13 protein-coding genes are annotated in these 24,591 nt (G+C 72.7%); 9 read left to right on the top strand and 4 right to left on the bottom strand.

What is annotated here, in order from left to right:
- Window positions 1–112: 112 nt before the first annotated feature.
- Both OG871_RS24410 and OG871_RS24405 read right to left on the bottom strand, forming a co-directional pair.
- Window positions 113–1,378 (bottom strand): Ig-like domain-containing protein, encoded by a 1,266-nt coding sequence (locus OG871_RS24410; protein ID WP_371499266.1) that lies wholly within the window; start codon window positions 1,376–1,378, stop codon window positions 113–115.
- Window positions 1,379–1,565: 187 nt separating this feature from the next.
- Entirely contained in the window at window positions 1,566–2,774 is a 1,209-nt protein-coding gene (locus tag OG871_RS24405) for an Ig-like domain-containing protein (RefSeq protein ID WP_371499264.1), read from the bottom strand.
- 235 nt (window positions 2,775–3,009) lie between these two features.
- Between OG871_RS24405 and glgX the strand changes: the two genes are divergently transcribed.
- The 3 genes from glgX to OG871_RS24390 are packed head-to-tail and all read left to right on the top strand — an operon-like array spanning window position 3,010 to window position 8,991.
- Window positions 3,010–5,271 (top strand): glycogen debranching protein GlgX, encoded by a 2,262-nt coding sequence (gene glgX, locus OG871_RS24400; protein ID WP_371499262.1) that lies wholly within the window; start codon window positions 3,010–3,012, stop codon window positions 5,269–5,271.
- Between the two features lie 43 nt (window positions 5,272–5,314).
- Window positions 5,315–7,165: an ABC transporter ATP-binding protein gene (locus OG871_RS24395; RefSeq protein WP_371499261.1), complete on the top strand. Its 1,851-nt coding sequence runs from the start codon at window positions 5,315–5,317 to the stop codon at window positions 7,163–7,165.
- Window positions 7,162–8,991, top strand: a complete 1,830-nt coding sequence (locus OG871_RS24390; protein ID WP_371499259.1) for an ABC transporter ATP-binding protein — start codon at window positions 7,162–7,164, stop codon at window positions 8,989–8,991. The genes OG871_RS24395 and OG871_RS24390 overlap by 4 nt, the downstream gene beginning before the upstream one ends.
- A gap of 14 nt (window positions 8,992–9,005) precedes the next feature.
- Here the strand turns inward: OG871_RS24390 and OG871_RS24385 are convergent, their stop codons facing one another.
- Both OG871_RS24385 and glgP read right to left on the bottom strand, forming a co-directional pair.
- Entirely contained in the window at window positions 9,006–9,254 is a 249-nt protein-coding gene (locus OG871_RS24385; RefSeq protein ID WP_371499257.1) for a hypothetical protein, read from the bottom strand.
- Between the two features lie 73 nt (window positions 9,255–9,327).
- On the bottom strand, window positions 9,328–12,051 hold the full coding sequence (glgP, locus tag OG871_RS24380) for an alpha-glucan family phosphorylase (RefSeq protein WP_371499255.1): 2,724 nt from the start codon (window positions 12,049–12,051) through the stop codon (window positions 9,328–9,330).
- 949 nt (window positions 12,052–13,000) lie between these two features.
- Between glgP and OG871_RS24375 the strand changes: the two genes are divergently transcribed.
- The 6 genes from OG871_RS24375 (at window position 13,001) to OG871_RS24350 (ending at window position 24,546) form a co-directional block, all read left to right on the top strand.
- Window positions 13,001–14,956, top strand: coding sequence for an alpha-1,4-glucan--maltose-1-phosphate maltosyltransferase (locus OG871_RS24375; RefSeq protein WP_371503409.1), 1,956 nt, complete (start codon window positions 13,001–13,003; stop codon window positions 14,954–14,956).
- Window positions 14,953–16,656 carry a maltose alpha-D-glucosyltransferase gene (treS, locus tag OG871_RS24370; RefSeq protein ID WP_371499253.1) on the top strand — a complete coding sequence of 568 codons (1,704 nt, stop codon included), beginning with the start codon at window positions 14,953–14,955 and terminating at the stop codon, window positions 16,654–16,656. The genes OG871_RS24375 and treS overlap by 4 nt, the downstream gene beginning before the upstream one ends.
- Window positions 16,657–16,911: 255 nt before the next feature.
- Window positions 16,912–18,402, top strand: coding sequence for a maltokinase (locus OG871_RS24365; RefSeq protein WP_371499251.1), 1,491 nt, complete (start codon window positions 16,912–16,914; stop codon window positions 18,400–18,402).
- Between the two features lie 35 nt (window positions 18,403–18,437).
- Window positions 18,438–20,927: a 1,4-alpha-glucan branching protein GlgB gene (gene glgB / locus OG871_RS24360; protein ID WP_371499249.1), complete on the top strand. Its 2,490-nt coding sequence runs from the start codon at window positions 18,438–18,440 to the stop codon at window positions 20,925–20,927.
- A gap of 260 nt (window positions 20,928–21,187) precedes the next feature.
- Window positions 21,188–23,338 carry a phosphate acetyltransferase gene (gene pta / locus OG871_RS24355; RefSeq protein WP_371499247.1) on the top strand — a complete coding sequence of 717 codons (2,151 nt, stop codon included), beginning with the start codon at window positions 21,188–21,190 and terminating at the stop codon, window positions 23,336–23,338.
- Complete coding sequence (locus tag OG871_RS24350; protein ID WP_371499246.1) at window positions 23,335–24,546, top strand: acetate kinase; 1,212 nt, start codon at window positions 23,335–23,337, stop codon at window positions 24,544–24,546. The genes pta and OG871_RS24350 overlap by 4 nt, the downstream gene beginning before the upstream one ends.
- The last annotated feature ends 45 nt before the right edge of the window (window positions 24,547–24,591 follow it).

The following is a 24,591-nucleotide window of genomic DNA, read 5'->3' as shown; positions in this document are numbered from 1 at the left end:
ACACGTGGGGTCCTCTCGCAAGGTTGCGCGATCAGGGTCGAGATTCGGTCACGAACAGAGCACGGCCCGGTCGTTCCGAGGAACGACCGGGCCGTGCGGAGCGGGGTGCGGACTACCAGCTGCCCCAGGCGACGTTCCAGCCGCTCAGGCCGTTGTCCGGGGAGACCTGCTTGCCCTTGGAGTTCACGATCTTGACAACGTCGCCGACCATCGAGCCGGACCAGAACTTGCCCGCCGTCGAGCCGTCGTCGCCGCCCTTGCCGTCCTGCATCGAGATGCAGCCGTGGCTGGCGTTCGACTTCCCGAAGGCGCTGCTCCAGTAGTTGCCGTGCACGTAGGTGCCGGTGTTGGTGAGCCGCATCGCGTGCGGGACGTCCGGGACGTCGTACTCGCCGCCGACCACGTTGGCCACCGTGGCCGAGTTCATCCGGGTGACCTTCTCCTTGCTGGAGACGACCAGGGTGCCGTTCCACGACGGGTTGTCGTCGTTGCCGGCGGTGATCGGGATGGTCTGGGTGGTGCCGTCGCCCTTCTTGACCGTCATCTGGTGGCTGGCCGCGTCCGCGGTGCTCACCTGGTAGCGGCCGATGGTGAACGGCTCGTCCTTGTCCACGTCGCCGTAGACGCCGGGCGAGACCTCGACGTTCTTCAGGCGGTAGTGGATGGTCACCTTGGTGCCGGGCTTCCAGTACTCGGCCGGGCGGAAGTCCAGCCGCTGGGTGCCGAACCAGTGGCCCTTGACCACCGTGCCGTCGGAGGCCTCGAAGGCGATCCCCTGGGTGACCGCCTCCTTGTTCTTGACCGGCTTGCTGAAGGCCACCGAGACGATCATGCCGACGCCGTACGTGCCGTTGTCCGCGATGTTGTCGTTGGTCGCCGCGGTCTTCGCCGGGGTCAGCGTGGTGAAGGTGCTGGTCGAGGCGGCCTCCAGGCCCGCCGCGTCCTTGGCCTGCGCGTTCACCTTGTACACCATGCCGACGGCGAGGGAGTCGGTCGGCTTCCAGCTCAGGCCGTCCGCCGCGATCGCGCCGGCCACCGCCTTGCCGTTCTTGTCGGTCACCTCGACGTTGGTCAGCTTGCCGCTGGCCACCGCGACCTGCAGGCCGTTCGGGGCCACGTCGGTGGAGCCGTCCTTGGGCGTCACGGTCAGCTGCGCCGTCGAGACCTTCGCCGGCTCGGCCGCCGAGGCCGACGAACCACCGCCACCCGTCCCGCCGCCGGAGCCCCCGTCGCTGGAACCGCCGCCCCCCGAGCTGCACGCCGAGCCGAGCAGCAGCACGCCGCCCATCAGCACCGCGACCCCGGCCTGGCGGACGGCCCGTCCGGTCGTCCCCGTGTTTCTGCGTATTGCGGCGTCGGCCGCCTGAACCGGCTTCACGTCGGTCTCCCCTCCCGGTAACCCAAAGCGAATACACGCGCTGTGCCCGGGTCGGGTTGCACCGGGCGAAGGACAACTTTTTCGCGCTGCTCGCCGGGCAGGGACCCTGGACCGGCGCGGGAGGTCAGGATAACTGGCCCATACGGGTGAATCTTCAAGGGGCGGCGGGTGCCGGTTCAGTGAATGGTCATCCGGCCGCCGGGGCGCTTCCCCCGGTCCACCGCGCCCAGGGGAGGTTCCAGCCGTTGAGGCCGTTGTCCGGCGGCACCCGGTCGCCCGCGCCGCCGCGGACCTCGATCACGTCGCCGGTGATGGTGTGCTCGAAGAACCACCCCGCCGGGGAGTCCGCCGCACCGCCCTTCGCGTCGGCCAGCCCGATGCAGCCGTGGCTGGTGTTGGCGGTGCCGAAGATCGTCCGGGGCGACCAGTAGTTGCCGTGGACGAACGTCCCGGTACCGGTCAGCCGCATGGCGTGCGGCACGTCCTTGATGTCGTACTCGTCGCCCATCCCGACCGTCTGCGAGCTCATCCGGGTGACCTGGAACTTCTCCGAGACCACCATCGCCCCCAGGTAGGTGGAGTGCTCCGGGCCGCCCGCGCTGATCTTCAGGGTGCGCAGCACGGTGCCGCCCTGCCGGACGGTCATCGTCCGGGTGTCCAGGTCGACGGTGCTGACCTGGGAGCGGCCCACCGTGAAGCGGACCTCCTTGGACTGCGTCCCGACGTAGCCCGGCGCGCCCTGCACGTCCTTGAGCCGCAGGGTCAGCACCACCTTGGTGCCGGGCGCCCAGTACCGCTCCGGCCGGAAGTCCAGGCGGCGGTTGCCGAACCAGTGCCCGGCCACCCGCACCGGCGGGTCCGCGGCGACGGTCACGGCGCGCTCCACCGCCGCCCGGTCGGTGATCGCCCGGGTGAACCGGAGCGAGACCGGCATGCCGACACCGACGGTCGAGCCGTCCTCGGGGGTGTAGAACGCCGCGAAGGTCCGTGCGGGGGTCCGGGTGGCGAAGGAGACGTGCTGGGCGGCCGGGAGCCCGGCCTCGTCCTCGGCCAGCGCGTCCAGCGTGTACGGGGTGGCCGGCGCGAGCCGTCCGGTCGGGCTCCAGCTGCGCCCGTCGGCGCCGATCCGCCCGGGCACCTCGGCCCCGCGGTCGTCGGCGAGCCGCACGGACCGCAGCCGGCCCTGGGTCACCGCCACCCGCACCGGCACCTCGGCCGGGATCTCCTGGGCGCCGTCGACGGGCGTGACGGTCAGCTGGGCGCGGGAGACCGGTGGCGACGGGGCGGTCGCGGCGTCGGCGCTGCCGGCCGGCCGGTCCGCACCGGTGCACCCCGCCAGCAGGAACAGCCCGAGGACCGCCGCCCGCCGCGCCCAGTCCCGTACTCCGGGATGCATCCCGGACCTCCCCTGATCAGCTGGTTCGGCCGAAACCGGCCCGACAGCGGGCATAACGACGGCGGACGGGCGGGGACACGAGGGGGCGAGTTCACTCATCGGGCGCCGTCAGGATGCACAACGGGACACAATTGTTCACAGTCCGTCACGGGACGGTCCGTCACGTGACGGCGGCATCCGATCAGGGAACAACAGGAAAGCGGGGACGGGACCCCCGCGCTGGGAGGGTGCGGCGATGACTGCGTGGCAGGAGCTGGACACGGGGACGGACCGGGACGAGCCACAGCCCCGCGCCGCGCCCTCCAACGGCACGGCGCCCCACCCGGCCCCGCCCGACCCCTGGCCCGGCAGCTGGCAGCCGCTCGGCGCCCGCTTCCGCACCGACCTGCGGGGCGGCCGGGGCACCAACTTCGCGCTCTGGGCACCGGCCGCCGAGGCCGTCGACCTCTGCCTCTTCGACGAGCAGGGCCGCGAGAGCAGACACCGGCTCGCCGAGCAGACCTTCCAGACCTGGCACGGCTACCTGCCCGGCGTCCTGCCCGGCACCCGGTACGGCTACCGCGTGCACGGCCGCTGGGACCCGTGGACCGGCGCCCGCTGGAACCCGGCCAAGCTGCTGCTCGACCCGTACGCCCGGGCCGTCGACGGCCACTACACCACCCACGACGCCACCTGCGCCGCCGTCCGCAACTGGCCCGAGCGCGAGGTCGCCGACACCGTCCGGGACAACCGCGACTCCGCGCCGTACGTGCCCCGCGGCGTGGTCGTGCACGACGACGACGACTGGTACGACGACCACCGGCCCAAGACCCCCTGGGCCGAGACCGTCCTGTACGAGCTGCACGTGCGCGGCTTCACCATGCGCCACCCCGACATCCCGCCGCACCTGCGCGGCACCTACGCGGGCCTGGCCCACCCCGCGGCGATCGAGCACCTGACCCGGCTCGGCGTCACCGCCGTGGAGCTGCTGCCCGTCCACCACCACGTCAGCGAGGACCACCTGCAGGCCCGTGGCCTGGTCAACTACTGGGGCTACAACACCCTCGGCTACTTCGCCCCGCACGCCGGCTACTCCTCCGCCGGCAGCCGCGGCCAGCAGGTCGGCGAGTTCAAGCGGATGGTCCGCGCCCTGCACGCGGCCGGCATCGAGGTGATCCTCGACGTGGTCTACAACCACACCGCCGAGAGCGGCACCATGGGCCCGGCGCTCTCCCTGCGCGGCATCGACAACGGCGGCTACTACCGGCTGGACCGCAGCCGCCGCGGCTACGCCGACTACACCGGCTGCGGCAACACCCTGGACACCCGCCAGCCGCACACCGTCCGGCTGATCACCGACTCGCTGCGGTACTGGGTCACCGAGATGGGCGTCGACGGCTTCCGCTTCGACCTCGCCTCCGCCCTCACCCGGGGCAGCGACGGGGTCGAGATGCACCACCCCTTCCTCGGCGCCGTCTCCCAGGACCCGCTGCTCAGCCGGGTCAAGCTGATCGCCGAGCCCTGGGACGTCGGCGCCGGCGGCTACCAGGTCGGCGGCTTCCCCCCGCTGTGGGCCGAGTGGAACGACAAGTACCGCGACACCGTCCGGGACTTCTGGCGCGGCGCCCGGCCCGACGTCCGCGAGCTCGGCTACCGGCTCTCCGGCTCCTCCGACCTCTACCAGCGCGGCGGCCGCCGCCCGTACGCCTCCGTCAACTACGTCACCGCCCACGACGGCTTCACCCTGCGCGACCTGGTCTCGTACAACCAGAAGCACAACGAGGCCAACGGCGAGGACAACCGGGACGGCACCGAGGACAACCGCTCCTGGAACTGCGGCGCCGAGGGCGACAGCACCGACCCGGCCGTCCTCGCCCTGCGCCGGCGGCAGCTGCGCAACCTGCTCACCACCCTGCTGCTGTCCACCGGCGTCCCGATGCTCACCGCCGGGGACGAACTCGGCCGCACCCAGCACGGCAACAACAACGCCTACTGCCAGGACGACGAGACCAGCTGGCTGGACTGGTCACTGCTGGAGCAGCCCGAGTGGCGCTCGCTGGCCGACCTCACCGGCCGACTGATCGCCCTGCGCCGCCGGCACCCGGTGCTGCGCCAGCGCGCCTTCTTCTCGGGCCGCGCCGCCGTGCCGGGCGGGCAGCGGGATCTGGCCTGGTTCACCGGCACCGGCAAGGAGATGACCGAGGCCGACTGGTTCACCCCCACCGCCGTCCTCGGGATGCTGCTCTCCGGCTCCACGATGTCCGAACGCGACGAGCACGGCCGGCCGCTGCGCGACGACAGCTTCCTGCTGCTGCTCAACGCCGGCCCCCAGGCCGTCTCGTTCACCCTTCCGGGCGCCCCCTGGGCAGCGGTCTACCGGACCGAGGTGGACACCGCCCGGGACGAGCTCCCCGAGGGCCCGCACGCCGCCCTGACCGCCGTCACCCTGGCCGGCCGGTCCTGCCGGCTGCTCCGGGCGGTGGACGACCATGGCCGGTTCCCGCCGACAGGCGCGTAAAACCGGATGAGAAATGTCATGGCCTCGGCCTACCCTCTCGGCGATGGCCGAGAACGAGCACACCGCGCAGACCACCGCCGAGGACCTTGACCCACCGTCGGTCGACAGACCCGACCCGACGGACAGACCGGCACACCGGTCCACAGTGCGCTCCCTGCTGCGCATGTGGCCGTACGCCCGCCCGGCCCGCTGGCGGCTGGCCGGCGCCGTGCTCGCCGCCCTGATCGCCTCCGGCAGCGTGCTCGGTGTCCCGATCGTGCTCCGCCGGATCGTCGACGGACCGATCGCCCACCGCGACCTGGACGCCCTGTGGCCGCTGGCCGGACTCCTCCTGCTGCTCGGCCTGGTCGAGGCCGGGCTGTTCGGGGTCCGCCGGGTGATCGTGGCCCGACCGCTGGCCCGGGTCGAGACCGCGATGCGCGGCGACCTCTACGCCAAGCTGCAACGGCTGCCGGTCTCCTTCCACGACCGCTGGTCCTCCGGCCAGCTGCTCTCCCGGGCCACCTCCGACATGTTCACTATGCGGCTGTTCCTGGCCTTCCCGCTGGTCTTCCTGATCGTCAACACGATGGTCTTCCTGACCGGCACCACGCTGATGCTGGTCCTCAGCTGGCAGCTCGCGCTGATCACCCTGGTGCCCGCCGTCCCCCTGATGGTGCTCACCCGGTACTTCGAGAACGGGTACGCCGCCTCCGCCCGGCAGGCCCAGGACCAGAACGGCGACCTGGCCACCGTGGTCGAGGAGTCCATCCTCGGCATCCGCATCCTCAAGGCCTTCGGCCGCCACCGCACGATGACCGAGGAGTTCAGCGGCCACAGCCACCGGCTGCGCAGCACCGAACTGCGCAAGGCCGACCTGCTGGCCAACCTCTGGGCCGTCATCGTCGGCCTGCCGGAGCTCGCGCTCGGCTGCGCGCTGGCCGTCGGCGCCGTCCAGGTCGCCCACGGCACCCTCTCGGCCGGCACCCTGGTCGCCTTCCTCTCCACCGCCCTCGCGCTGCGCTGGCCGGTCGAGTCGCTCGGCTGGCTGCTCGCCTACGCCAACGAGGCCGCCACCGCGACCGACCGCTACTTCGAGGTCATGGACGAGCCCGACCTCCGGGAGACGCCGTCCGGTACCGCCCCGGTCGCCGACCGGGGCATCCGCCTCACCGGCGTCCGCTTCCGCTACCCCGACGCGCCCGCCGACACCCCCGACCTGCTGGACGGCATCGACCTGCACATCCGGCACGGCGAGACACTCGCCCTGGTCGGCGCCACCGGCAGCGGCAAGACCACGCTCACCGCCCTGCTCCCCCGGCTGTACGAGACCACCGGCGGCTCGATCACCCTCGACGGCCGCGACATCCGCGACATCCCCCGCGAGGAGCTGCGCCGGCTGGTCTCGGTCGCGTTCGAGGAGCCGACGCTGTTCTCCGCCTCGGTGCGGGACAACGTGCTGATGGGCGCTCCCGGGGCCGGCCCCGAGCAGCTCGCCACCGCCCTCGCCACCGCCCAGGCGGCCTTCGTCGACCGGCTGCCCGCCGGCCCCGACACCCAGGTCGGCGAGCAGGGGCTGAGCCTGTCCGGCGGCCAGCGCCAGCGCCTGGCCCTGGCCCGGGCGGTGGTCGGGGGCCCGGCCTTCCTGGTCCTGGACGACCCGCTCTCCGCCCTGGACGTGCACACCGAGGCGCTGGTCGAACGCGCCCTGCGCGAGGTGCTCTCCGGCACCACCGCCCTGGTGGTCGCCCACCGGCCGAGCACCGTACTGCTCGCCGACCGGGTCGCCCTCCTCGCCGACGGACGGATCACCGCCGTCGGTACCCACCCGGAGCTGTTGCAGAGCTCCCCGGCCTACCGCGCGCTGATGTCCGGCGAGGCCGCGCAGGAGCTCGAAGGGAGCACCCGGCGATGACCACCACCCTGGAGCCGGCCGAGGAGCTGGAGGAGCTCGGCACCGCGACACCGGACGACGAGGACATCCCCGTCCCCCCGGGTGCGGCCCGCACCCTGCTCGGACAGCTGCTCGGCCCGCACCGCCGCCGGATCCTGCTGGCCATGCTGGTGATCTTCGTCCAGCAGGCGGCCCTGCAGGCCGGCCCGCTGCTGGTCGCCGTCGCGATGGACCGGGGCATCCCGGCGCTGCGCGAGCACGACAACGGCCCGCTGATCGCGGTCACCGCCGCGTACCTGGGCTGCGCGCTGCTCTCCACCTACCTGCAGCGGCTGTTCATCCGGTACAGCGCCCGGATCAACCAGGACGTCCTGCTGGACCTGCGCGGCCGGATCTTCCGGCACGCCCAGCGGCTCAGCCTGGACTTCCACGAGCGCTACACCTCCGGCCGGATCATCTCCCGGGCCACCAGTGACGTGGACGCGCTGCGCGAACTGCTGAACGAGGGCCTGCAGGAGCTGCTCTCGGTCGCCCTGTCGGTCAGCTTCATCTCGGTGGTGCTGCTGGTGATGGACTGGCGCCTGGGGCTCGCCGCGCTGGCGTCCTTCCTGCCGATGTACCTGATCATCCGTTCGTTCCGGCGGCGCTCGCTGCGGGTCTACCGGCGCTCCCGGACGGCCGTCGCCTCGGTGATCGTCAAGTTCACCGAGACCATGAACGGCATCCGGCCGGTACAGGCCTTCCGGCGCGAGCGGGCCAACGAGGAGGCCTTCGGCACCGTCAACCGGCAGTCCGCCGCCGCCACCGCCGACGGCCTGCTGGAGATGGCCCGCTACGTCGGCTTCTCCCGGGCCGTCGCCAACGTGTGGATCACCGGCATCGTGGTGCTCGGCGCCTACCTGGTCACCGACGGCAGCCTGGAGCTGGGCGTGCTCACCGCCTTCGTGCTCTACCTGCGCCGCCTCTACGACCCGATCGACCAGCTGGCGATGTTCCTGAACAGCTACCAGTCGGCCGCCGCCGCGCTGGAGAAGATGGCGGGACTGCTGGCCCACGAGCCGTCCGTGCCCGAGCCCGCCGCCCCGGTCGCCCTGCCGGCGATCACCGGCAGCGGCCGGGCGGTGGACTTCCGGGGCGTCCGCTTCGCCTACCGCAACGGCAAGGAGGTACTGCCGGTCTTCGACCTGTCGCTGCCCGCCGGCCGGACCACCGCCGTGGTCGGCGCCACCGGCGCGGGCAAGTCCACCCTGGCCAAGCTGCTGGCCCGGTTCTACGACCCGACCGACGGCCGGATCACGCTGGACGGCACCGACCTGCGCGAGCTGGCCACCGCGGAGCTGCGCCGCAACGTGGTGATGGTGACCCAGGAGTCCTTCCTGTTCTCCGGCACGGTCGCCGAGAACATCGCGATCGGCCGCCCGGAGGCCACCCGCGCCGAGGTCGAACAGGCCGCGAAGGCCATCGGGGCGCACGAGTTCATCGCCGCCCTGCCGGACGGCTACGACACCGACGTGCGCAAGCGCGGCGGCCGGATCTCGGCCGGCCAGCGCCAGCTGGTCGCCTTCGCGCGTGCCCTGCTGGCCGACCCGGCGGTGCTGATCCTGGACGAGGCGACCTCCTCCCTGGACGTACCGGGCGAGCAGGCGGTGCAGCGCGCCATGCGGACCGTGCTGGCCGGGCGCACCGCCGTGATCATCGCCCACCGGCTCTCCACGGTGGAGATCGCCGACCGGGTCCTGGTCATGGACCAGGGCCGGATCGTCGAGGACGGCTCCCCGGCCGACCTGATCGGCGGCCAGGGCCGCTTCGCCCACCTGCACCGGACCTGGAAGGACAGCCTGGTCTGAGCCGCCGGCCGGCTTCAGCCCGGAGGATCCGCCGGCGCGACGCCCTCCGCGAGCAGCCGGTCGACCGCGGCGAGCGCCTGTCGCTGGCGTTCGCCGCGGTCACCGCACAGTTCCAGCCAAGGTGTCCGGCCGTCCGCCAGGACCTCCCGGAACAGACCGGCCGTCCAGGGCCGCAGGTGCTCGCCGTCCCGCAGGCCGTCGTCGTGGAACGGAGCTCGCTCAGGAAATCGCCGACGGGCATGGGTGCGGCCCCTCCCGATCATTATGGTCAGAGTGACGATAATGACCGGGAGGGGCCGCGCGAGCCGGATTCCTCGGCGGATCGACCCGGAGGGCTCAGCGCAGGACGCCCGCGTCCATCCCGACCGCCTCCGGGGGGAGGGAGATCAGCCCGAGCTCGGCCGGGGAGGCCAGCAGCGGGTGGGCCGGCAGCACCCGGACGGTGTAGCCGAACGGGCCGGTGCGGGAGAGCTCCAGCGAGCCCTCGTAGCGGCGGCGGCCGTCCAGGTCCGGTCCGCCGGCGGGCTTGAGGGCGATCGCGACGGCGTCGGAGATGCCGTCGCTCTCGTCCACCCGGCCGGAGACCACCTGTACCTCGACGTCGGTCGGCTGCAGCGGGCCGAGCGAGACCTGCACCCGCAGGGCCAGCGTGGCGCCCAGCTCCTGGGCCTCGTCCGGCCCGTCCGCCTCGACGTGCTCGACCCGGACGGCCGGCCAGGCCTGCCGGACCCGGGCCTTCCACTCCGCCAGCTCCCGGGCGCCCGGGTACGACGGGCCACCGGGCTCGGCCGCGGCCAGCTCGCGCCGGGCGTTGGCCGCCGGCGCGTACAGCCGCTCGACGTACTCGCGGACCATCCGGCCGGCCAGCACCTTCGGGCCGAGGGTGACCAGGGTGTGCCGGACCATCGCGATCCAGCGGTGCGGCAGCCCGTCCGCGCCCCGGTCGTAGAACCGGGCGGCGACCTGGTGCTCGATCAGGTCGTAGAGCGCGGCGGCCTCGATGTCGTCCCGCTTCTCGGCCTCGGCGCTCTCCGGGTCGAGCCGGCCGAGGCCCGCGCTGTCCGCGGTGGGGATGGCCCAGCCGTTCTGCCCGTCGTACCACTCGTCCCACCAGCCGTCCAGGATGGACAGGTTGAGGCAGCCGTTGAGGGCGGCCTTCATCCCGGAGGTGCCACAGGCCTCCAGCGGGCGCAGCGGGTTGTTCAGCCAGACGTCGCAGCCGGGGTACAGGTGCGTGGCCATCGCCATGTCGTAGTCCGGCAGGAAGACGATCCGGTGCCGCACGGCGTGGTCGTCCGCGAACGCGACCAGCTGCTGGATCAGCCGCTTGCCGCCGTCGTCCGCGGGGTGCGCCTTGCCCGCCACCACGATCTGCACCGGCCTGGTCGGGTGCAGCAGCAGCGAGCGCAGCCGCTCCTGGTCGCGGAGCATCAGCGTGAGCCGCTTGTACGAGGGGACCCGCCGGGCGAAGCCGATGGTCAGCACGTCCGGGTCGAGGGCCGTGGCGACCCAGCCCAGCTCCGCCTCGCCTGCGCCGCGCTGGCGCCAGGAGGCGCGCACCCGGCTGCGGGCCTCCTCCACCAGCTGGGCCCGCAGGGTGCGGCGCAGCTCCCAGATGTCGGCGTTGCCGATCCGCTCCAGGCCGGTCCAGCGCTTGGCCTCACCGATGGTCATGGCGTCCTCGGCCCGCTCCAGGCCGATCTCGCCGGCGCCGAGGCGGACCACCGCCGGGTCGATCCAGGTGGGGGCGTGCACGCCGTTGGTGACCGAGGTGATCGGCACCTCGGCGGCGTCGAAGCCCGGCCACAGGCCGTTGAACATGGCCCGGCTGACCTCGCCGTGCAGGGTGGACACACCGTTGGCGCGCTGGGCCAGCCGCAGGCCCATGGCCGCCATGTTGAAGAGCTTCGGATCCCCGCCCGTCCAGCTCTCGGCGCCGAGCGCGAGCACCTGCTCGACCGGGACGCCGGGCAGCGCGGCGTCGCCGCTGAAGTGTCGGGCGACCAGGTCCCGGTCGAAGCGGTCGATGCCCGCCGGGACCGGGGTGTGGGTGGTGAACAGGGTGCCGGCCCGGACGGCCTCCAGGGCCGCGCCGAAGTCCAGCGGCGGCTCGTCGGGGGCGGCGACGCCCTCGGCCGGTTTCTCGTCCGCGCCGACCAGCTCGCGGATCCGCTCCAGGCCGAGGAAGCCGGCGTGGCCCTCGTTGGTGTGGAAGACCTCGGGGGCGGCGTGCCCGGTGAGCCGGCAGTAGCTGCGCACGGCCCGGACGCCGCCGATGCCCAGCAGTATTTCCTGCATCAGCCGGTGCTCGCTGCCGCCGCCGTAGAGGCGGTCGGTGACGTTGCGCTCGGCGGGGCCGTTGGCCTCGATGTCCGAGTCCAGCAGCAGCAGCGGGACGCGCCCCACCTGGGCCTTCCAGATGTGCGCGGCCAGGCTGCGGCCGGCCGGCAGGGCGAGGTCGACCCGGCAGGGGGAGCCGTCCGGCTCGCGGAGCAGGCTGACGGCCAGCTCGTCCGGGTCGAGCAGCGGGTAGCGCTCCTGCTGCCAGCCGTCCCGGGAGAGCGACTGCCGGAAGTAGCCGTGCCGGTAGAACAGGCCGACGCCGATGATCGGCACGCCGAGGTCGCTGGCGGCCTTGAGGTGGTCGCCGGCCAGGATGCCGAGCCCGCCGGAGTACTGGGGCAGGGCGGCGGCGATGCCGTACTCGGGCGAGAAGTAGGCGATGGCGGCGGGCAGCGGGCCCGCGCCGTCTCCCGGGGGGAGTGCGGACTGGTACCAGCGGGGGCCGGTGAGGTAGTCGCGGAGGTCGTCCGCGAGGTCGCCGAGCCGGCGCAGGAACCGCCGGTCGGCGGCGAGTGCGGAGAGCCGGGCCGCCGGTACCTCGCCGAGCAGCCTGACCGGGTCCTCCCCGACGGCGGCCCACACCTCGGGGTCGACCGAGCGGAACAGCTCCCTGGTCTCGGGGTGCCAGGACCAGCGCAGGTTGAGCGCGAGTTCGTGCAGCGGCTGGAGTTGCTCGGGCAGGACGGTGCGGACGGTGAATCTGCGGATTGCCTTCACGGCCTGAAGCGTAGACCCCGCAGAGCGCCTGAAGGGGCGTCAACTACCGTATTGCGCACCCGTTCGGACCATTGGTGAGATCGCATCGGGCGCACTCCGGCACACGGGGGGCGCAGGGGGCGCGTGATGGCCGGAGGGCGCGCACTGGGCGCGTAAACACTTGGGAACAGCTGCATGTCGGGTGTCTGATTTGCCCCCGTTCATCGGCCAAAAACGGGTGCATACCCGCCCCGAGGACTTGCCGGTGGTGCGAGGATGCACAAAGGTCGTTGGTGCCGCGGGGAGTGCGAGCCGGTTGGCGCGCCCTGCTGCTCCAGGTCCGGGAGCATCTCGTTGACGAACCTTTTTCTTCCTTAGCCCATTCGGCCCTGAGCTGCGTTCTGAACGCGTGTCCTCATCCCTGCTCCGCTCGTTTCCGGTTGGGTTGGGTCACCTCGGGGCGTACCCCGAGCGGCGCGCGCCGGGACGCGCGCGCCTGCTCGGGAACACGAGTCGCGGTCGCGGGCCGGTGAGCAGGTTGCCGGGCGCGTCGGTGCGGGCAGGCTTCCGGTCGCACGTCCTTCCTCAGCCAGCAGTTCCTCCGGCACTCCCCGGCCACCGGCCCGCGGGAGCCGCCGCCGATCTCGGGCAGGAGTTTGGCATGCACGGCGACACGCGGGACCAGTCCACCTCGCCGTCGGGCTCACCCGACACACCGTCAACCACGGAGCAGCCCTTGCCGGCCCCGCGCGCCGGCGGACCCGACGGCGCCGCCGCCGCAGGCGCCGCCGCCCCGGCCCGCCGGGCCGCCCCGCGCAAGGCCGCCCCCCGCAAGGCCGCCCCCGGCGCCACCACCACCAGTACCGCCACCACGGCCCGACCCGCGGCAGCCACGGCGGCCGGCCGGCCGGCGCCCCGCAAGACGGCCGCTCGCAAGACGACCGCCCGCAAGACGACAGAGAGCGACACCGTGATCGGCCGCATCCCCGTCCTGGACGTCACCCCCCTAGTGGACGCCGGGCGACGCCCGGCCAAGGCCGTGGTCGGGGAGGCCTTCCTGGTCAGCGCCACCGTGTTCCGCGAGGGTCATGACGCGGTCAACGCCAACGTGGTGCTGCGCGACCCGCGCGGCCGCAGCGGCCCGTGGACCCCGATGCGGGAGCTGGCCGAGGGCACCGACCGGTGGGGCGCGCAGGTCACCCCGACCGCCGCGGGCCGCTGGTCGTACCTGGTGGAGGCGTGGAGCGACCCGGTGGCCACCTGGCGCAAGCACGCCGCGGTGAAGCTTCCGGCCGGAATCGACACCGCACTCGTCCTGGAGGAGGGCGCGCAGCTGCTGGAGCGCGCCGCCGCCGGGGTGCCGAAGAAGGACGCCCGGGCCCACGTCCTGGCCGCCGTGGACGCGCTGCGCGACCCCGGCCTGCCCACGCTCAGCCGCTACGCCGCCGCGCTGGCACCGGAGGTGACGGCCCTGCTGGCCCGCTTCCCGCTGCGCGAGCTGGTCAGCGCCTCCCGTCCGCTGCCGCTCCAGGTGGACCGGCAGCGGGCGCTGTACGGCGGCTGGTACGAGTTCTTCCCGCGCTCCGAGGGCGCCCTGGTCGACCCGTCGGGCGTCGCGCCGCCGGTCTCCGGGACGCTGCGGACGGCCGCCGAGCGGCTGCCCGCGGTCGCCGCGATGGGCTTCGACGTGGTCTACCTGCCGCCCGTCCACCCGATCGGCCGGGCCTTCCGCAAGGGGCCGGACAACACCCTGACGGCCGGCCGGCACGACGTCGGCTCGCCCTGGGCGATCGGCTCCCCCGAGGGCGGCCACGACGCGGTCCATCCCGACCTGGGCACCATCGAGGACTTCGACCACTTCGTCGCCGAGGCCGATGCGGTGGGCCTGGAGATCGCCCTCGACTTCGCCCTGCAGTGCTCCCCCGACCACCCGTGGGTCAACAAGCACCCGGAGTGGTTCACCCACCGCGCCGACGGCACCATCGCGTACGCCGAGAACCCGCCGAAGAAGTACCAGGACATCTATCCGGTCAACTTCGACCAGGACTTCGACGGGATCGTCAAGGAGACCCTGCGCGTCCTGAGGTTCTGGATGGCCCACGGGGTGCGGATCTTCCGGGTCGACAACCCGCACACCAAGCCGGTCAGTTTCTGGGAGAAGGTGCTCGCCGACATCGCCCGGACCGACCCCGACGTGATCTTCCTGGCCGAGGCCTTCACCCGTCCGGCGATGATGCACACCCTGGGGAAGATCGGCTTCCACCAGTCCTACACGTACTTCACCTGGCGCAACACCAAGCAGGAACTCACCGAGTACCTGACCGAGCTGAGCGGCGAGACCGCCGCCTACATGCGGCCGAACTTCTTCGCCAACACCCCGGACATCCTGCCCGAGTACCTCCAGCAGGGCGGTCCGGCCGGTTTCGCGGTCCGTGCCGTCCTGGCGGCCACCCTGGCACCCAGCTACGGCGTCTACGCCGGCTTCGAGCACTACGAGAACGAGCCCGCCCATCCCGGCTCGGAGGAGTACCTGCACTCGGAGAAGTACGAGCTGCGCCCCCGCGACTGGACCCGGCAGGACACCCTCGCACCGCTGCTCACCGCGCTGAACCGGCTGCGCCGACGGCACCCCGCCCTGCAGCAGCTGCGCAACCTGCGCTTCCACCCGACCGACAACGACCAGGTCATCGCCTACTCCAAGTCCGCGACCACCGAGGACGGCATCGAGGACCACGTGATCGTGGTGGTCAACCTGGACCCGAGGCACGCCCAGGAGGCGACCGTCACCCTCGACGGCGACCACCCGCTCACCGTGCACGACGAGCTCACCGGCGCCACCTACACCTGGGCCCGGCGCAACTACGTCCGGCTCGACCCGTCCGCCGGGCCGGCCCACCTCCTCACCGTTCGGAGGCATCCTCAGTGACAGTCAACGAGCCCGTCCCCGACACCTTCGCCGAGACGCCGCGCAAGGACCGGGATCCCGACTGGTTCAAACGCGCGGTCTTCTACGAGGTCCTGGTGCGGTCCTTCCAGGACAGCAACGGCGACGGCGTCGGGGACCTCAAGGGCCTCACCGAGAAGCTCGACTACCTGCAGTGGCTCGGCGTGGACTGCCTCTGGCTGCCGCCGTTCTTCGCCTCCCCGCTGCGGGACGGCGGGTACGACGTGGCGGACTACAAGTCGGTGCTGCCCGAGTTCGGCGACCTGGCCGACTTCGTCGAGTTCGTGGACGCCGCCCACCTGCGCGGGATGCGGGTGATCATCGACTTCGTGGTCAACCACACCAGCGACCAGCACCCGTGGTTCCAGGCGTCCCGCAACGACCCGGACGGGCCGTACGGCGACTTCTACATGTGGGCCGACGACGACAAGCAGTACCCGGACGCCCGGGTCATCTTCGTCGACACCGAGACCTCCAACTGGACCTACGACCCGGTCCGCAAGCAGTACTTCTGGCACCGGTTCTTCTCCCACCAGCCGGACCTGAACTACGACAACCCGCGGGTCGAGGAGGAGGTGATCGCGGCCCTGCGGTTCTGGCTGGACCTGGGCATCGACGGCTTCCGGCTGGACGCGGTGCCCTACCTCTACGCCCGCGAGGGCACCAACTGCGAGAACCTCCCGGAGACCCACGAGTTCCTGCGCCGGCTGCGCAAGGAGATCGACGCGGACTACCCGGACACGGTGCTGCTGGCGGAGGCCAACCAGTGGCCGGAGGACGTGGTCGACTACTTCGGCGACTTCGCCTCCGGCGGCGACGAGTGCCACATGGCCTTCCACTTCCCGGTGATGCCGCGGATCTTCATGGCCGTACGCCGGGAGTCCCGCTACCCGGTCTCCGAGATCCTCGCCAAGACCCCGGACATCCCGTCCGGCTGCCAGTGGGGCATCTTCCTGCGCAACCACGACGAGCTGACCCTGGAGATGGTCACCGACGAGGAGCGCGACTACATGTACGCGGAGTACGCGAAGGACCCGCGGATGCGGGCCAACGTGGGCATCCGCAGGCGGCTCGCCCCGCTGCTGGAGAACGACCGGAACCAGATCGAGCTGTTCACCGCCCTGCTGCTCTCGCTGCCCGGCTCCCCGGTGCTCTACTACGGCGACGAGATCGGGATGGGCGACAACATCTGGCTGGGCGACCGGGACGGCGTCCGGACGCCGATGCAGTGGACGCCGGACCGCAACGCGGGTTTCTCCTCCGCCGACCCGGGCAGGCTCAGTCTGCCGCCCATCATGGACCCGGTGTACGGCTATCAGGTGACCAACGTCGAGGCACAGCAGAGCAGTTCGAGCTCGCTGCTGCACTGGACGCGTCGCATGATCGAGATCCGCAAGCTCAACCCTGCGTTCGGCCTCGGCAGCTACACCGAGCTGCCGTCCAGCAACCCCGCAGTACTGGCCTTCGTGCGCGAGTACGAGGGAGACCTGGTCATGTGCGTGAACAACTTCTCGCGGTTCGCACAACCGACCGAACTGGACCTGCGGCGGTACGGGGGACGGTACCCGGTCGAGCTGATCGGCGGCGTGCGCTTCCCGTCCATCGGCGAGTGGCCCTACCTGCTCACCCTGGCCGGGCACGGCTTCTACTGGTTCCAGCTGCGCAAGCCCGGCGCGAAGTAGCACCGCGACCGACGAAGTAACGATCCATCAGGCCCCACAGCATCGAACCCTCCGGGGGCGCGAGAGCACCACCCCGCGCCCCCGGAGGCCTCTGCACCACCGCGTACGGAGAACAGCCCAACGGCCACCCACACTATGGCGTGACACCCGAGCCCCGCTCGCGTGCCGTCGCCGCCGCGCCGCCGAAATCCGGAAGACTGACGGACCCGGCCAGGACCCGTCGGGCAGTCCGCCCGCTTCCGGGGAAAGGGAGTCATGTCCGAAACCTCCCGTTCTCAAGCCCAAGTGCACCGCGACACGCCCGACGGCGCCCCCGGGTCCGTCAGTACGCGCGGATCCGGGGCCCGGAGAACTGCTGCGGGGGTCAGCGAGCTGGTCCACGCCGCGCTGCCGCTGATCGCCGCCTGGCTCCCCACCCAGCGCTGGTTCGCCGGCAAGGGGCGCGCGATCACCGGGCTCACCCCCGTGGTCGGCACCCCGCTGCAGGTCGGCGACCCCGCACTGCTGCACCTGCTGCTGCGGGTGGAACAGGGCACCGGGCCGGCCGCCCAGGGCGACATCTACCAGCTCCTGCTGGGGATCCGCTCGAAGGATCCCGGCGGGATCCCCCCCGGCGCCGTCCTCGGCCGGCTGGACGGCACCACCTACGACGGCGCCCAGCTCTACGACGCCGTGCACGACCCCGAGCTCACCGGGCGGCTGCTGGAACACCTGGCCACCGGCGACCGGTTCGGCCCGCTCTCGTTCCGTCGCACCCCCGGGCCTGGCCTGCCGAGCAACCTGCCCGGACGGGCCTCCACCGCGGAGCAGTCCAACAGCTCGGTCATCTACGGCACCTCCTTCATCCTCAAGCTGTTCCGCCGGATCAGCCCGGGCACCAACCCGGATCTGGAGCTCTCGCTCGCGCTCTCCCGGGCCGGCTCCACCCGGATCCCGCGGGTCGCCGCGTGGTTCGAGAGCCGCCTGGAGCGATCGGAACCGGCCACTCTCGGCCTGCTCCAGCGCTACCTGCCGGACGCCGAGGACGGCTGGGAGCTCGCCCTGGACCAGGTCGCCCGGCTCAAGGGCGACCCCTCCCCCGGCAACTTCGCCATCGAGGCGCACCGGCTCGGCCGGGCCACCGCCGAGGTGCACCGGGTGCTGGCCCGGTCGATGCCCACCGACCGGCTCGACCGGGAGCGGATCGCCCGGCTGGCCGGCGCGATGGCCGACCGGCTGGACAGCGCGGTGGCCGCCGTCCCCGGGCTGCTGCGCTACCGCTCGGCGCTGCGCGCCGCGTTCCAGCAGCTCACCGCCGACCACCTGGACGGCCTGCCGATCCAGCGGATCCACGGCGACCTGCACCTCGGCCAGGCCATGCGCACCCCGCACGGTTGGGTGCTGCTGGACTTCGAGGGCGAGCCCGCCAAGCCGCTGGCCGAACGACGGCTGCCGCAACCCGCTCTGCGGGACGTCGCGGCGATGCTCCGCTCGTTCGACTACGCGGCCGCCCACCTGCTGGCCGGAGCACCCGGCACCGACCCCGAGCTCGCCCACCTGGCGGCCGCCTGGGCCGCGCGCAACCGGGCCGCGTACTGCGCCGGGTACACCGCGGGCGGCGGCGCCGACCCCGCGGCCGCCCCGGAGCTGATGCGCGCCCTGGAGATCGACAAGGCGGTCTACGAGGTGGTGTACGAGGCCCGCCACCGGCCCAGCTGGCTGCCCATCCCGCTGGCCGCCATCAACCGCCTGGCCCTCACCGTCTGACCCCCGCTCAACCACCGCCGCAGGAGGATTCCGTCGTGACACCGCTCGGCCCGAAGTCCGACCGCACCAACCCCGCCGTGCCCGCCACCTTCCTGCCGGAGCGAGGCACCCCGGCCCGGACGGGCCGGACGCGGGCGGCCGCGGCGCCTCGGCGGGCCGAGCCGTCCGACGGCCTGCCCGCGGAGGGGTCACCCGTCGAGGAACTGCCCGTCGAGGAACAGCCCGGGGAGGGGCCGGCCGTCGAGGAGCAGCCCGCCGCCGTCCCCACGGCCACTCGCGCCTCGCGGGCCACCAGGGCCGCGCAGGTCCCGCAGCCGCGCCCGGACGCGGTACTGCGCCTGCCGGAGGCCCCACTGCCGCCGGCCGAGGTCGACCGGCTGGTGTCCGGCGGCCACCACGACCCGCACTCCCTGCTGGGCGCCCACCCCACCCAGGGCGGCACCGCGATCCGGGTGCTGCGGCCGTTCGCCGAGCGGGTGCTGATCGAGACCGAGCACGGGCCGGCCGAGCTGACCCACCAGCGGTCCGGGCTGTTCACCGGTCTGCTGGCGGGCGCGGAGTTCCCGGCGTACCGGCTGCGGGTCGGCTATCCCGGCGCCGAACCGCTGCTCCAGGAGGACGGCTACCGGGCCGCCCCCACCCTGGGTGAGCTGGACCTGCACCTGATCGCCGAGGGCCGGCACGAGCAGCTCTGGCAGGCGCTCGGCTCGCACGTGCGCGAGGTGGACGGGGTGCTCGGCACCGCGTTCGCCGTCTGGGCACCGAACGCGGTCGGCGTCCGGCTGATCGGCGACTTCAACCACTGGGACGGCACCGGCCACCCGATGCGCTCGCTCGGCTCGTCCGGGATCTGGGAGCTGTTCGTGCCCGGCCTCGGTGACGGCACCACGTACAAGTACCAGATCCGCACCAAGCAGGGCTGGGTGCTGGAGAAGGCCGACCCCATGGCCCGGGCCGCCCAGTGCCCGCCGGCCACCGCCTCCGTGGTGCACACCTCCGCGTACGAGTGGGGCGACGCCGAGTGGCTGGCCCGGCGGGCGAAGAGCGTGCACCACCGGTCCCCGATGTCGGTCTACGAGCTGCACCTGGCCTCCTGGCGGCCCGACCTGACGAGCTACCGCGCGATCGCCGAGGAGCTGCCCGGCTACCTGGAGGGACTCGGCTTCACGCACGTCGAGTTCATGCCGGTGATGGAACATCCGTTCGGCGGCTCCTGGGGCTACCAGGTCTCCGGCTTCTACGCCCCGACCGCCCGGCTCGGCACCCCGGACGACTTCCGGTACCTGGTCGACGCGCTGCACCGGCACGGCATCGGCGTGATCGTCGACTGGGTCCCGGCGCACTTCCCCAAGGACGACTTCGCGCTCGCCCGGTTCGACGGCGAGCCGCTCTACGAGCCCGCCGACCCACTGCGCGCCGAGCACCCCGACTGGGGCACGCTGGAGTTCGACTACGGCCGCACCGAGGTCCGCAACTTCCTGGTGGCCAACGCGGTCTACTGGTGCGAGGAGTTCCACATCGACGGCCTGCGGGTGGACGCCGTGGCCTCGATGCTCTATCTCGACTACTCCCGCGAGGGCGGCGGCTGGACCCCCAACCAGTACGGCGGCCGGGAGAACCTGGACGCCGCCGCCTTCCTTCAGGAGATGAACGCCACGGTCTACCGGCGCTGCCCGGGCGTGGTCACCATCGCCGAGGAGTCCACCGCCTGGGACGGCGTCACCCGCCCCACCGACACCGGCGGCCTCGGCTTCGGCCTGAAGTGGAACATGGGCTGGATGCACGACTCGCTGGTCTACATGTCCAAGGAGCCGGTGCACCGCAAGTACCACCACAACGAGATCACCTTCTCGATGGTGTACGCCTACTCGGAGAACTACATCCTGCCGATCTCGCACGACGAGGTCGTCCACGGCAAGCAGGCCCTGGTCGCCAAGATGCCCGGGGACTGGTGGCAGCAGCGCGCCAACCACCGCGCCTACCTCGGCTTCATGTGGGCCCACCCGGGCAAGCAACTCCTGTTCATGGGCCAGGAGTTCGCCCAGGGCGCGGAGTGGGACCACGAGCACGGCCCGCAGTGGTGGGTGCTCGCCGACGACTGGCCGGCCGGCGCCGACCACCGCGGCGTCCAGCGGCTGGTCGGCGAGCTCAACCGGGTCTACCGGGCCAGCCCCGCCCTGTGGGAGCAGGACACCACCCCGGACGGCTTCCGCTGGCTGGACGGCGGCGCGGCCGAGGACAACCTGCTCTCCTTCGTCCGGTACGCCGCCGACGGCACCCCGCTGGTCGCGGTCTGCAACTTCGCCCCCGTGGTCCGGCACGGCCACCGGATCGGCCTGCCCCGCCTGGAGCGCAAGGACCAGCTCTGGGAGGAGGCGCTCAACACGGACGCCCCGCGGTTCGGCGGCAGCGGCATCTCCAACTCCCGCCCGATCAAGGCCGAACCGACCACCTGGAACGGCCAGCCCCGCAGCGCCGAGCTGATCATCCCCCCACTCGCCACCGTCTGGCTGCGACCGGTCTGACCCCCGGCCCGGCAGCCGGGGACGACCCCCGGCGAACCGTCACGCGGCGCCGGCCGAGGCTCCCCCGCCTCGGCCGGCGCCGCGTGACCCGTTCCGTCGCCGCCGCCCGCCCGGGCGGCCCGGGTCGCCGGCCCCGCCCGTCAAGGGCCTGGGCCCCCTGTTTCCTGTGGCGACATCCACCTTCGCCCTTCCGTACGGACGGCGAATGTATGGTCGGAGCGAGGGATGCCCCACAACCGCGAGGGAACGGAGACAGCCACGTGGCGCGCAGCGTGTACGTGACCGGGATCGATCGGGGGGACGGCCGGCAGGCCGTCGAGCTCGGGGTCATGGAACTGCTCACCCGCCAGGTGGACCGGGTCGGTGTCTTCCGCCCGCTGGTGCACGCCCAGGCTCCCGGCGAGCCCGGCACCGACCACGTGGTCGAGCTGCTCAGGAACAGGTACCGGCTGGACCTGCCGACCGGCGAGCTGTACGGGCTGACCTACGAGGACGCGGCCGCACTGCAGGCCGCGCAGGGGCAGGACGAGCTGGTGTCCACCCTGGTCGACCGGTTCCGCGCGCTGGAGCGCAGGTGCCAGGCGGTGCTGGTGCTCGGCACCGACTTCGCCGCCACCAACATCCCGGACGAGCTGGCGTTCAACGCCCGGCTGGCGAACGAGTTCGGCGCCTGGGTGCTGCCGGTGGTCGGCGGGCAGAACGAGGACCCGCAGACCGTGATCGCCGAGGTCCGAAACGCCCACCGGGCCTACACCGACCTCGGCTGCTCCACCCTCGCGATGATCGCCAACCGGGTGGCCCCCGGCGCCAGGCAGCAGGTCGAGCAGACCCTGGCGCAGAAGCTGCCGGTGCCCGCGTACGTGATCCCGGAGGAGCTGGCACTGGCCGCCCCGACCGTGGCGCAGCTGGTCGAGGCGACCGGCGCCGAGGTGCTGCTGGGCGACGCGGCCGGGCTGGCCCGGGACGTGCGCTCGTTCGTCTTCGGTGGCGCGATGCTGCCGACCTTCCTGACCGCGCTCACCGAGGGCGCCCTGGTGGTCACCCCCGGCGACCGCGCGGACCTGGTGATCGGCTCGCTGGCCGCGCACGCCGCCGGCGCCCCGCCGATCGCCGGCGTGCTGCTGACCCTCGGCCAGCACCCCGGCCCGAACGTGATGGCGCTGGCCGCCCGGCTCGCCCCCGGCACGCCCGTCGCCGTGGTGCCGGAGGGCAGTTGGATCACCGCCGCCGCGCTCACCCACCTGGAGGGGCAGATCGGCCCGAACAGCCCACGGAAGACCGAGATCGCCCTCGGCCTGTTCGAACTCCACGTCGACACCGCCGAGTTGACCAAGCGGATCGAGCTGAGCCGCTCCGAGCGGGTGACCCCGATGATGTTCGAGCACGAGCTGCTGGAACGGGCCCGCGCCGCGCGCCGGCACATCGTGCTGCCGGAGGGCACCGAGGACCGGATGCTGCGCGCCGCCGAGGTCCTGCTGCGCCGCAACATCTGCGACCTCACCCTGCTGGGCGCCCCGGACACCGTGCACCGCCGGGCCGCCGCCCTCGGCATCGAGCTCCCGCAGCCGGACGACACCCAGGACCGCACCCAGGTCCGGATCGTCGACCCGGCGACCAGCCCGCTGCGCCGGCAGTTCGCCGAGCTCTACGCGAAGCTGCGGGCCCACAGGGGCATGACCGTCGAGCTGGCCCTGGACGTGGTCACCGACGTCTCCTACTTCGGCACCCTGATGGTCCAGGAGGGGATCGCCGACGGCATGGTCTCCGGCTCGGTGCACTCCACCGCCGCGACCATCCGCCCCGCCTTCGAGGTGATCAAGACCGCGCCGGACGCCGCGATCGTCTCCTCGGTGTTCTTCATGTGCCTGGCCGACCGGGTGCTGGTCTACGGCGACTGCGCGGTCAACCCCGACCCGGACGCCAGGCAGCTGGCCGACATCGCCATCCAGTCCGCCGAGACCGCCGCCCAGTTCGGCGTGGAGCCGCGGGTGGCGATGCTCTCGTACTCGACCGGCACCTCCGGCTCGGGCGTGGACGTGGACAAGGTCCGCCGGGCCACCGAGCTCGTCCGGGAGCTGCGGCCCGACCTGCCGGTGGACGGCCCGATCCAGTACGACGCGGCGGTGGACGCCCATGTCGCGGCCACCAAGATGCCGGGCTCGCCGGTGGCCGGGCGGGCCACCGTGCTGATCTTCCCGGACCTGAACACCGGCAACAACACCTACAAGGCCGTGCAGCGCTCGGCCGGCGCGGTGGCGGTCGGCCCGGTGCTGCAGGGCCTGCGCAAACCGGTCAACGACCTGTCCCGGGGGGCGCTGGTGGAGGACATCGTCCACACCGTCGCGATCACCGCCGTGCAGGCCCAGACCGCCGTCCAGGCCCGGACCGCCGGCGAAGGAGCGGCCCGGTGAGTGCGGGCACCCGGGTCCTCGTCCTGAACGCGGGCTCGTCCTCGGTCAAGTACCAGTTGATCGACATGCTGGACGGCGCCCGGCTGGCCGCCGGCCTGGCCGAGCGGGTCGGCGAACCCGGCGGCCGGCTGGTGCACACCCCGCGCGACGGCGCGCGGCGCGAGGCCCTGCGGCCCTTCGAGGACCACGCCGCGGCCCTGGAGGCCGTCGCCGCGGAGCTGGCTGCGGACGGGCTCGGCCTGGACTCCCCCGAGCTGGCCGCGATCGGCCACCGGGTGGTGCACGGCGGCCGGAGGTTCACCGCGCCGACCCTGATCACGGACGAGGTGCTGGCCGAGGTCCGGCGGCTGGTCCCGGTCGCGCCGCTGCACAACCCCGCCAACATCACCGGCATCGAGGTGGCCCGCCGGCTTCGGCCCGACCTGCCGCAGGTGGCCGTGTTCGACACCGCCTTCCACGCCACACTCCCGGAGTACGCGGCGCGCTACGCGATCGACCGGGCCGTCGCGGACGAGCACCGGGTACGCCGGTACGGGTTCCACGGGACCTCGCACCAGTACGTGTCCCGGGCCGCCGCCGCGCTGCTCGGCAAGGAGCCGGCCGAGGTCAACGTGATCGTCCTGCACCTGGGCAACGGGGCCTCCGCCTCGGCGGTGGCCGGCGGGGTCTGTGTGGAGACCTCGATGGGGCTCACCCCGCTGGAGGGGCTGGTGATGGGCACCCGATCGGGCGATGTCGACCCCGGCGTGGTGTTCCACCTGCACCGGGTCGGCGGCCTGACGATCGATGAGATCGATGCGCTGCTGAACCGCCGCAGCGGCCTGCTCGGGCTGTGCGGGGACAACGACATGCGCGAGATCCTGCGCCGCAGGGGCGAGGGCGACGCCGACGCGGCGCTGGCCTTCGACGCCTACGTCCACCGGCTGCGCAAGTACCTGGGGGCCTACTACGCGGTGCTCGGCCGGGTGGACGCGGTCGTCTTCACCGCCGGGGTGGGGGAGAACGCGGCGCCCGTCCGGGAGGCCGTCTGCGCCGGTCTGGAGGGGCTGGGAATCGTGGTCGACACCGAGCTGAACGCCGTCCGATCGGGTGATCCGCGGATCGTCTCGCCCGCCTACGCACGGGTGGCGGTGGCCGTCGTACCGACCGACGAGGAGCTGGAGATCGCGCGGCAGGCCTTCGCCCTGGTGCACACTGCTGAGGACTGAGCTGACTACCACTCAGTATCCCACCCTTCGGGATGGTTCGTTGGC

The sequence above is a fragment of the Kitasatospora sp. NBC_00374 genome, from assembly GCF_041434935.1.
Taxonomy (GTDB): domain Bacteria; phylum Actinomycetota; class Actinomycetes; order Streptomycetales; family Streptomycetaceae; genus Kitasatospora.
This window is presented reverse-complemented; position numbering and strand designations above follow the sequence as displayed.

What these genes read in the sequence shown, in the direction of transcription:
- OG871_RS24390 (WP_371499259.1), top strand. Translation starts at nt 7,162, where the DNA reads ATGACCACCACCCTGGAGCCGGCCGAGGAGCTGGAGGAGCTCGGCACC.
- OG871_RS24395 (WP_371499261.1), top strand. Translation starts at nt 5,315, where the DNA reads ATGGCCGAGAACGAGCACACCGCGCAGACCACCGCCGAGGACCTTGAC.
- OG871_RS24365 (WP_371499251.1), top strand. Translation starts at nt 16,912, where the DNA reads ATGTCCGAAACCTCCCGTTCTCAAGCCCAAGTGCACCGCGACACGCCC.
- OG871_RS24405 (WP_371499264.1), bottom strand. Translation starts at nt 2,774, where the DNA reads ATGCATCCCGGAGTACGGGACTGGGCGCGGCGGGCGGCGGTCCTCGGG.
- OG871_RS24385 (WP_371499257.1), bottom strand. Translation starts at nt 9,254, where the DNA reads ATGATCGGGAGGGGCCGCACCCATGCCCGTCGGCGATTTCCTGAGCGA.
- glgX (WP_371499262.1), top strand. Translation starts at nt 3,010, where the DNA reads ATGACTGCGTGGCAGGAGCTGGACACGGGGACGGACCGGGACGAGCCA.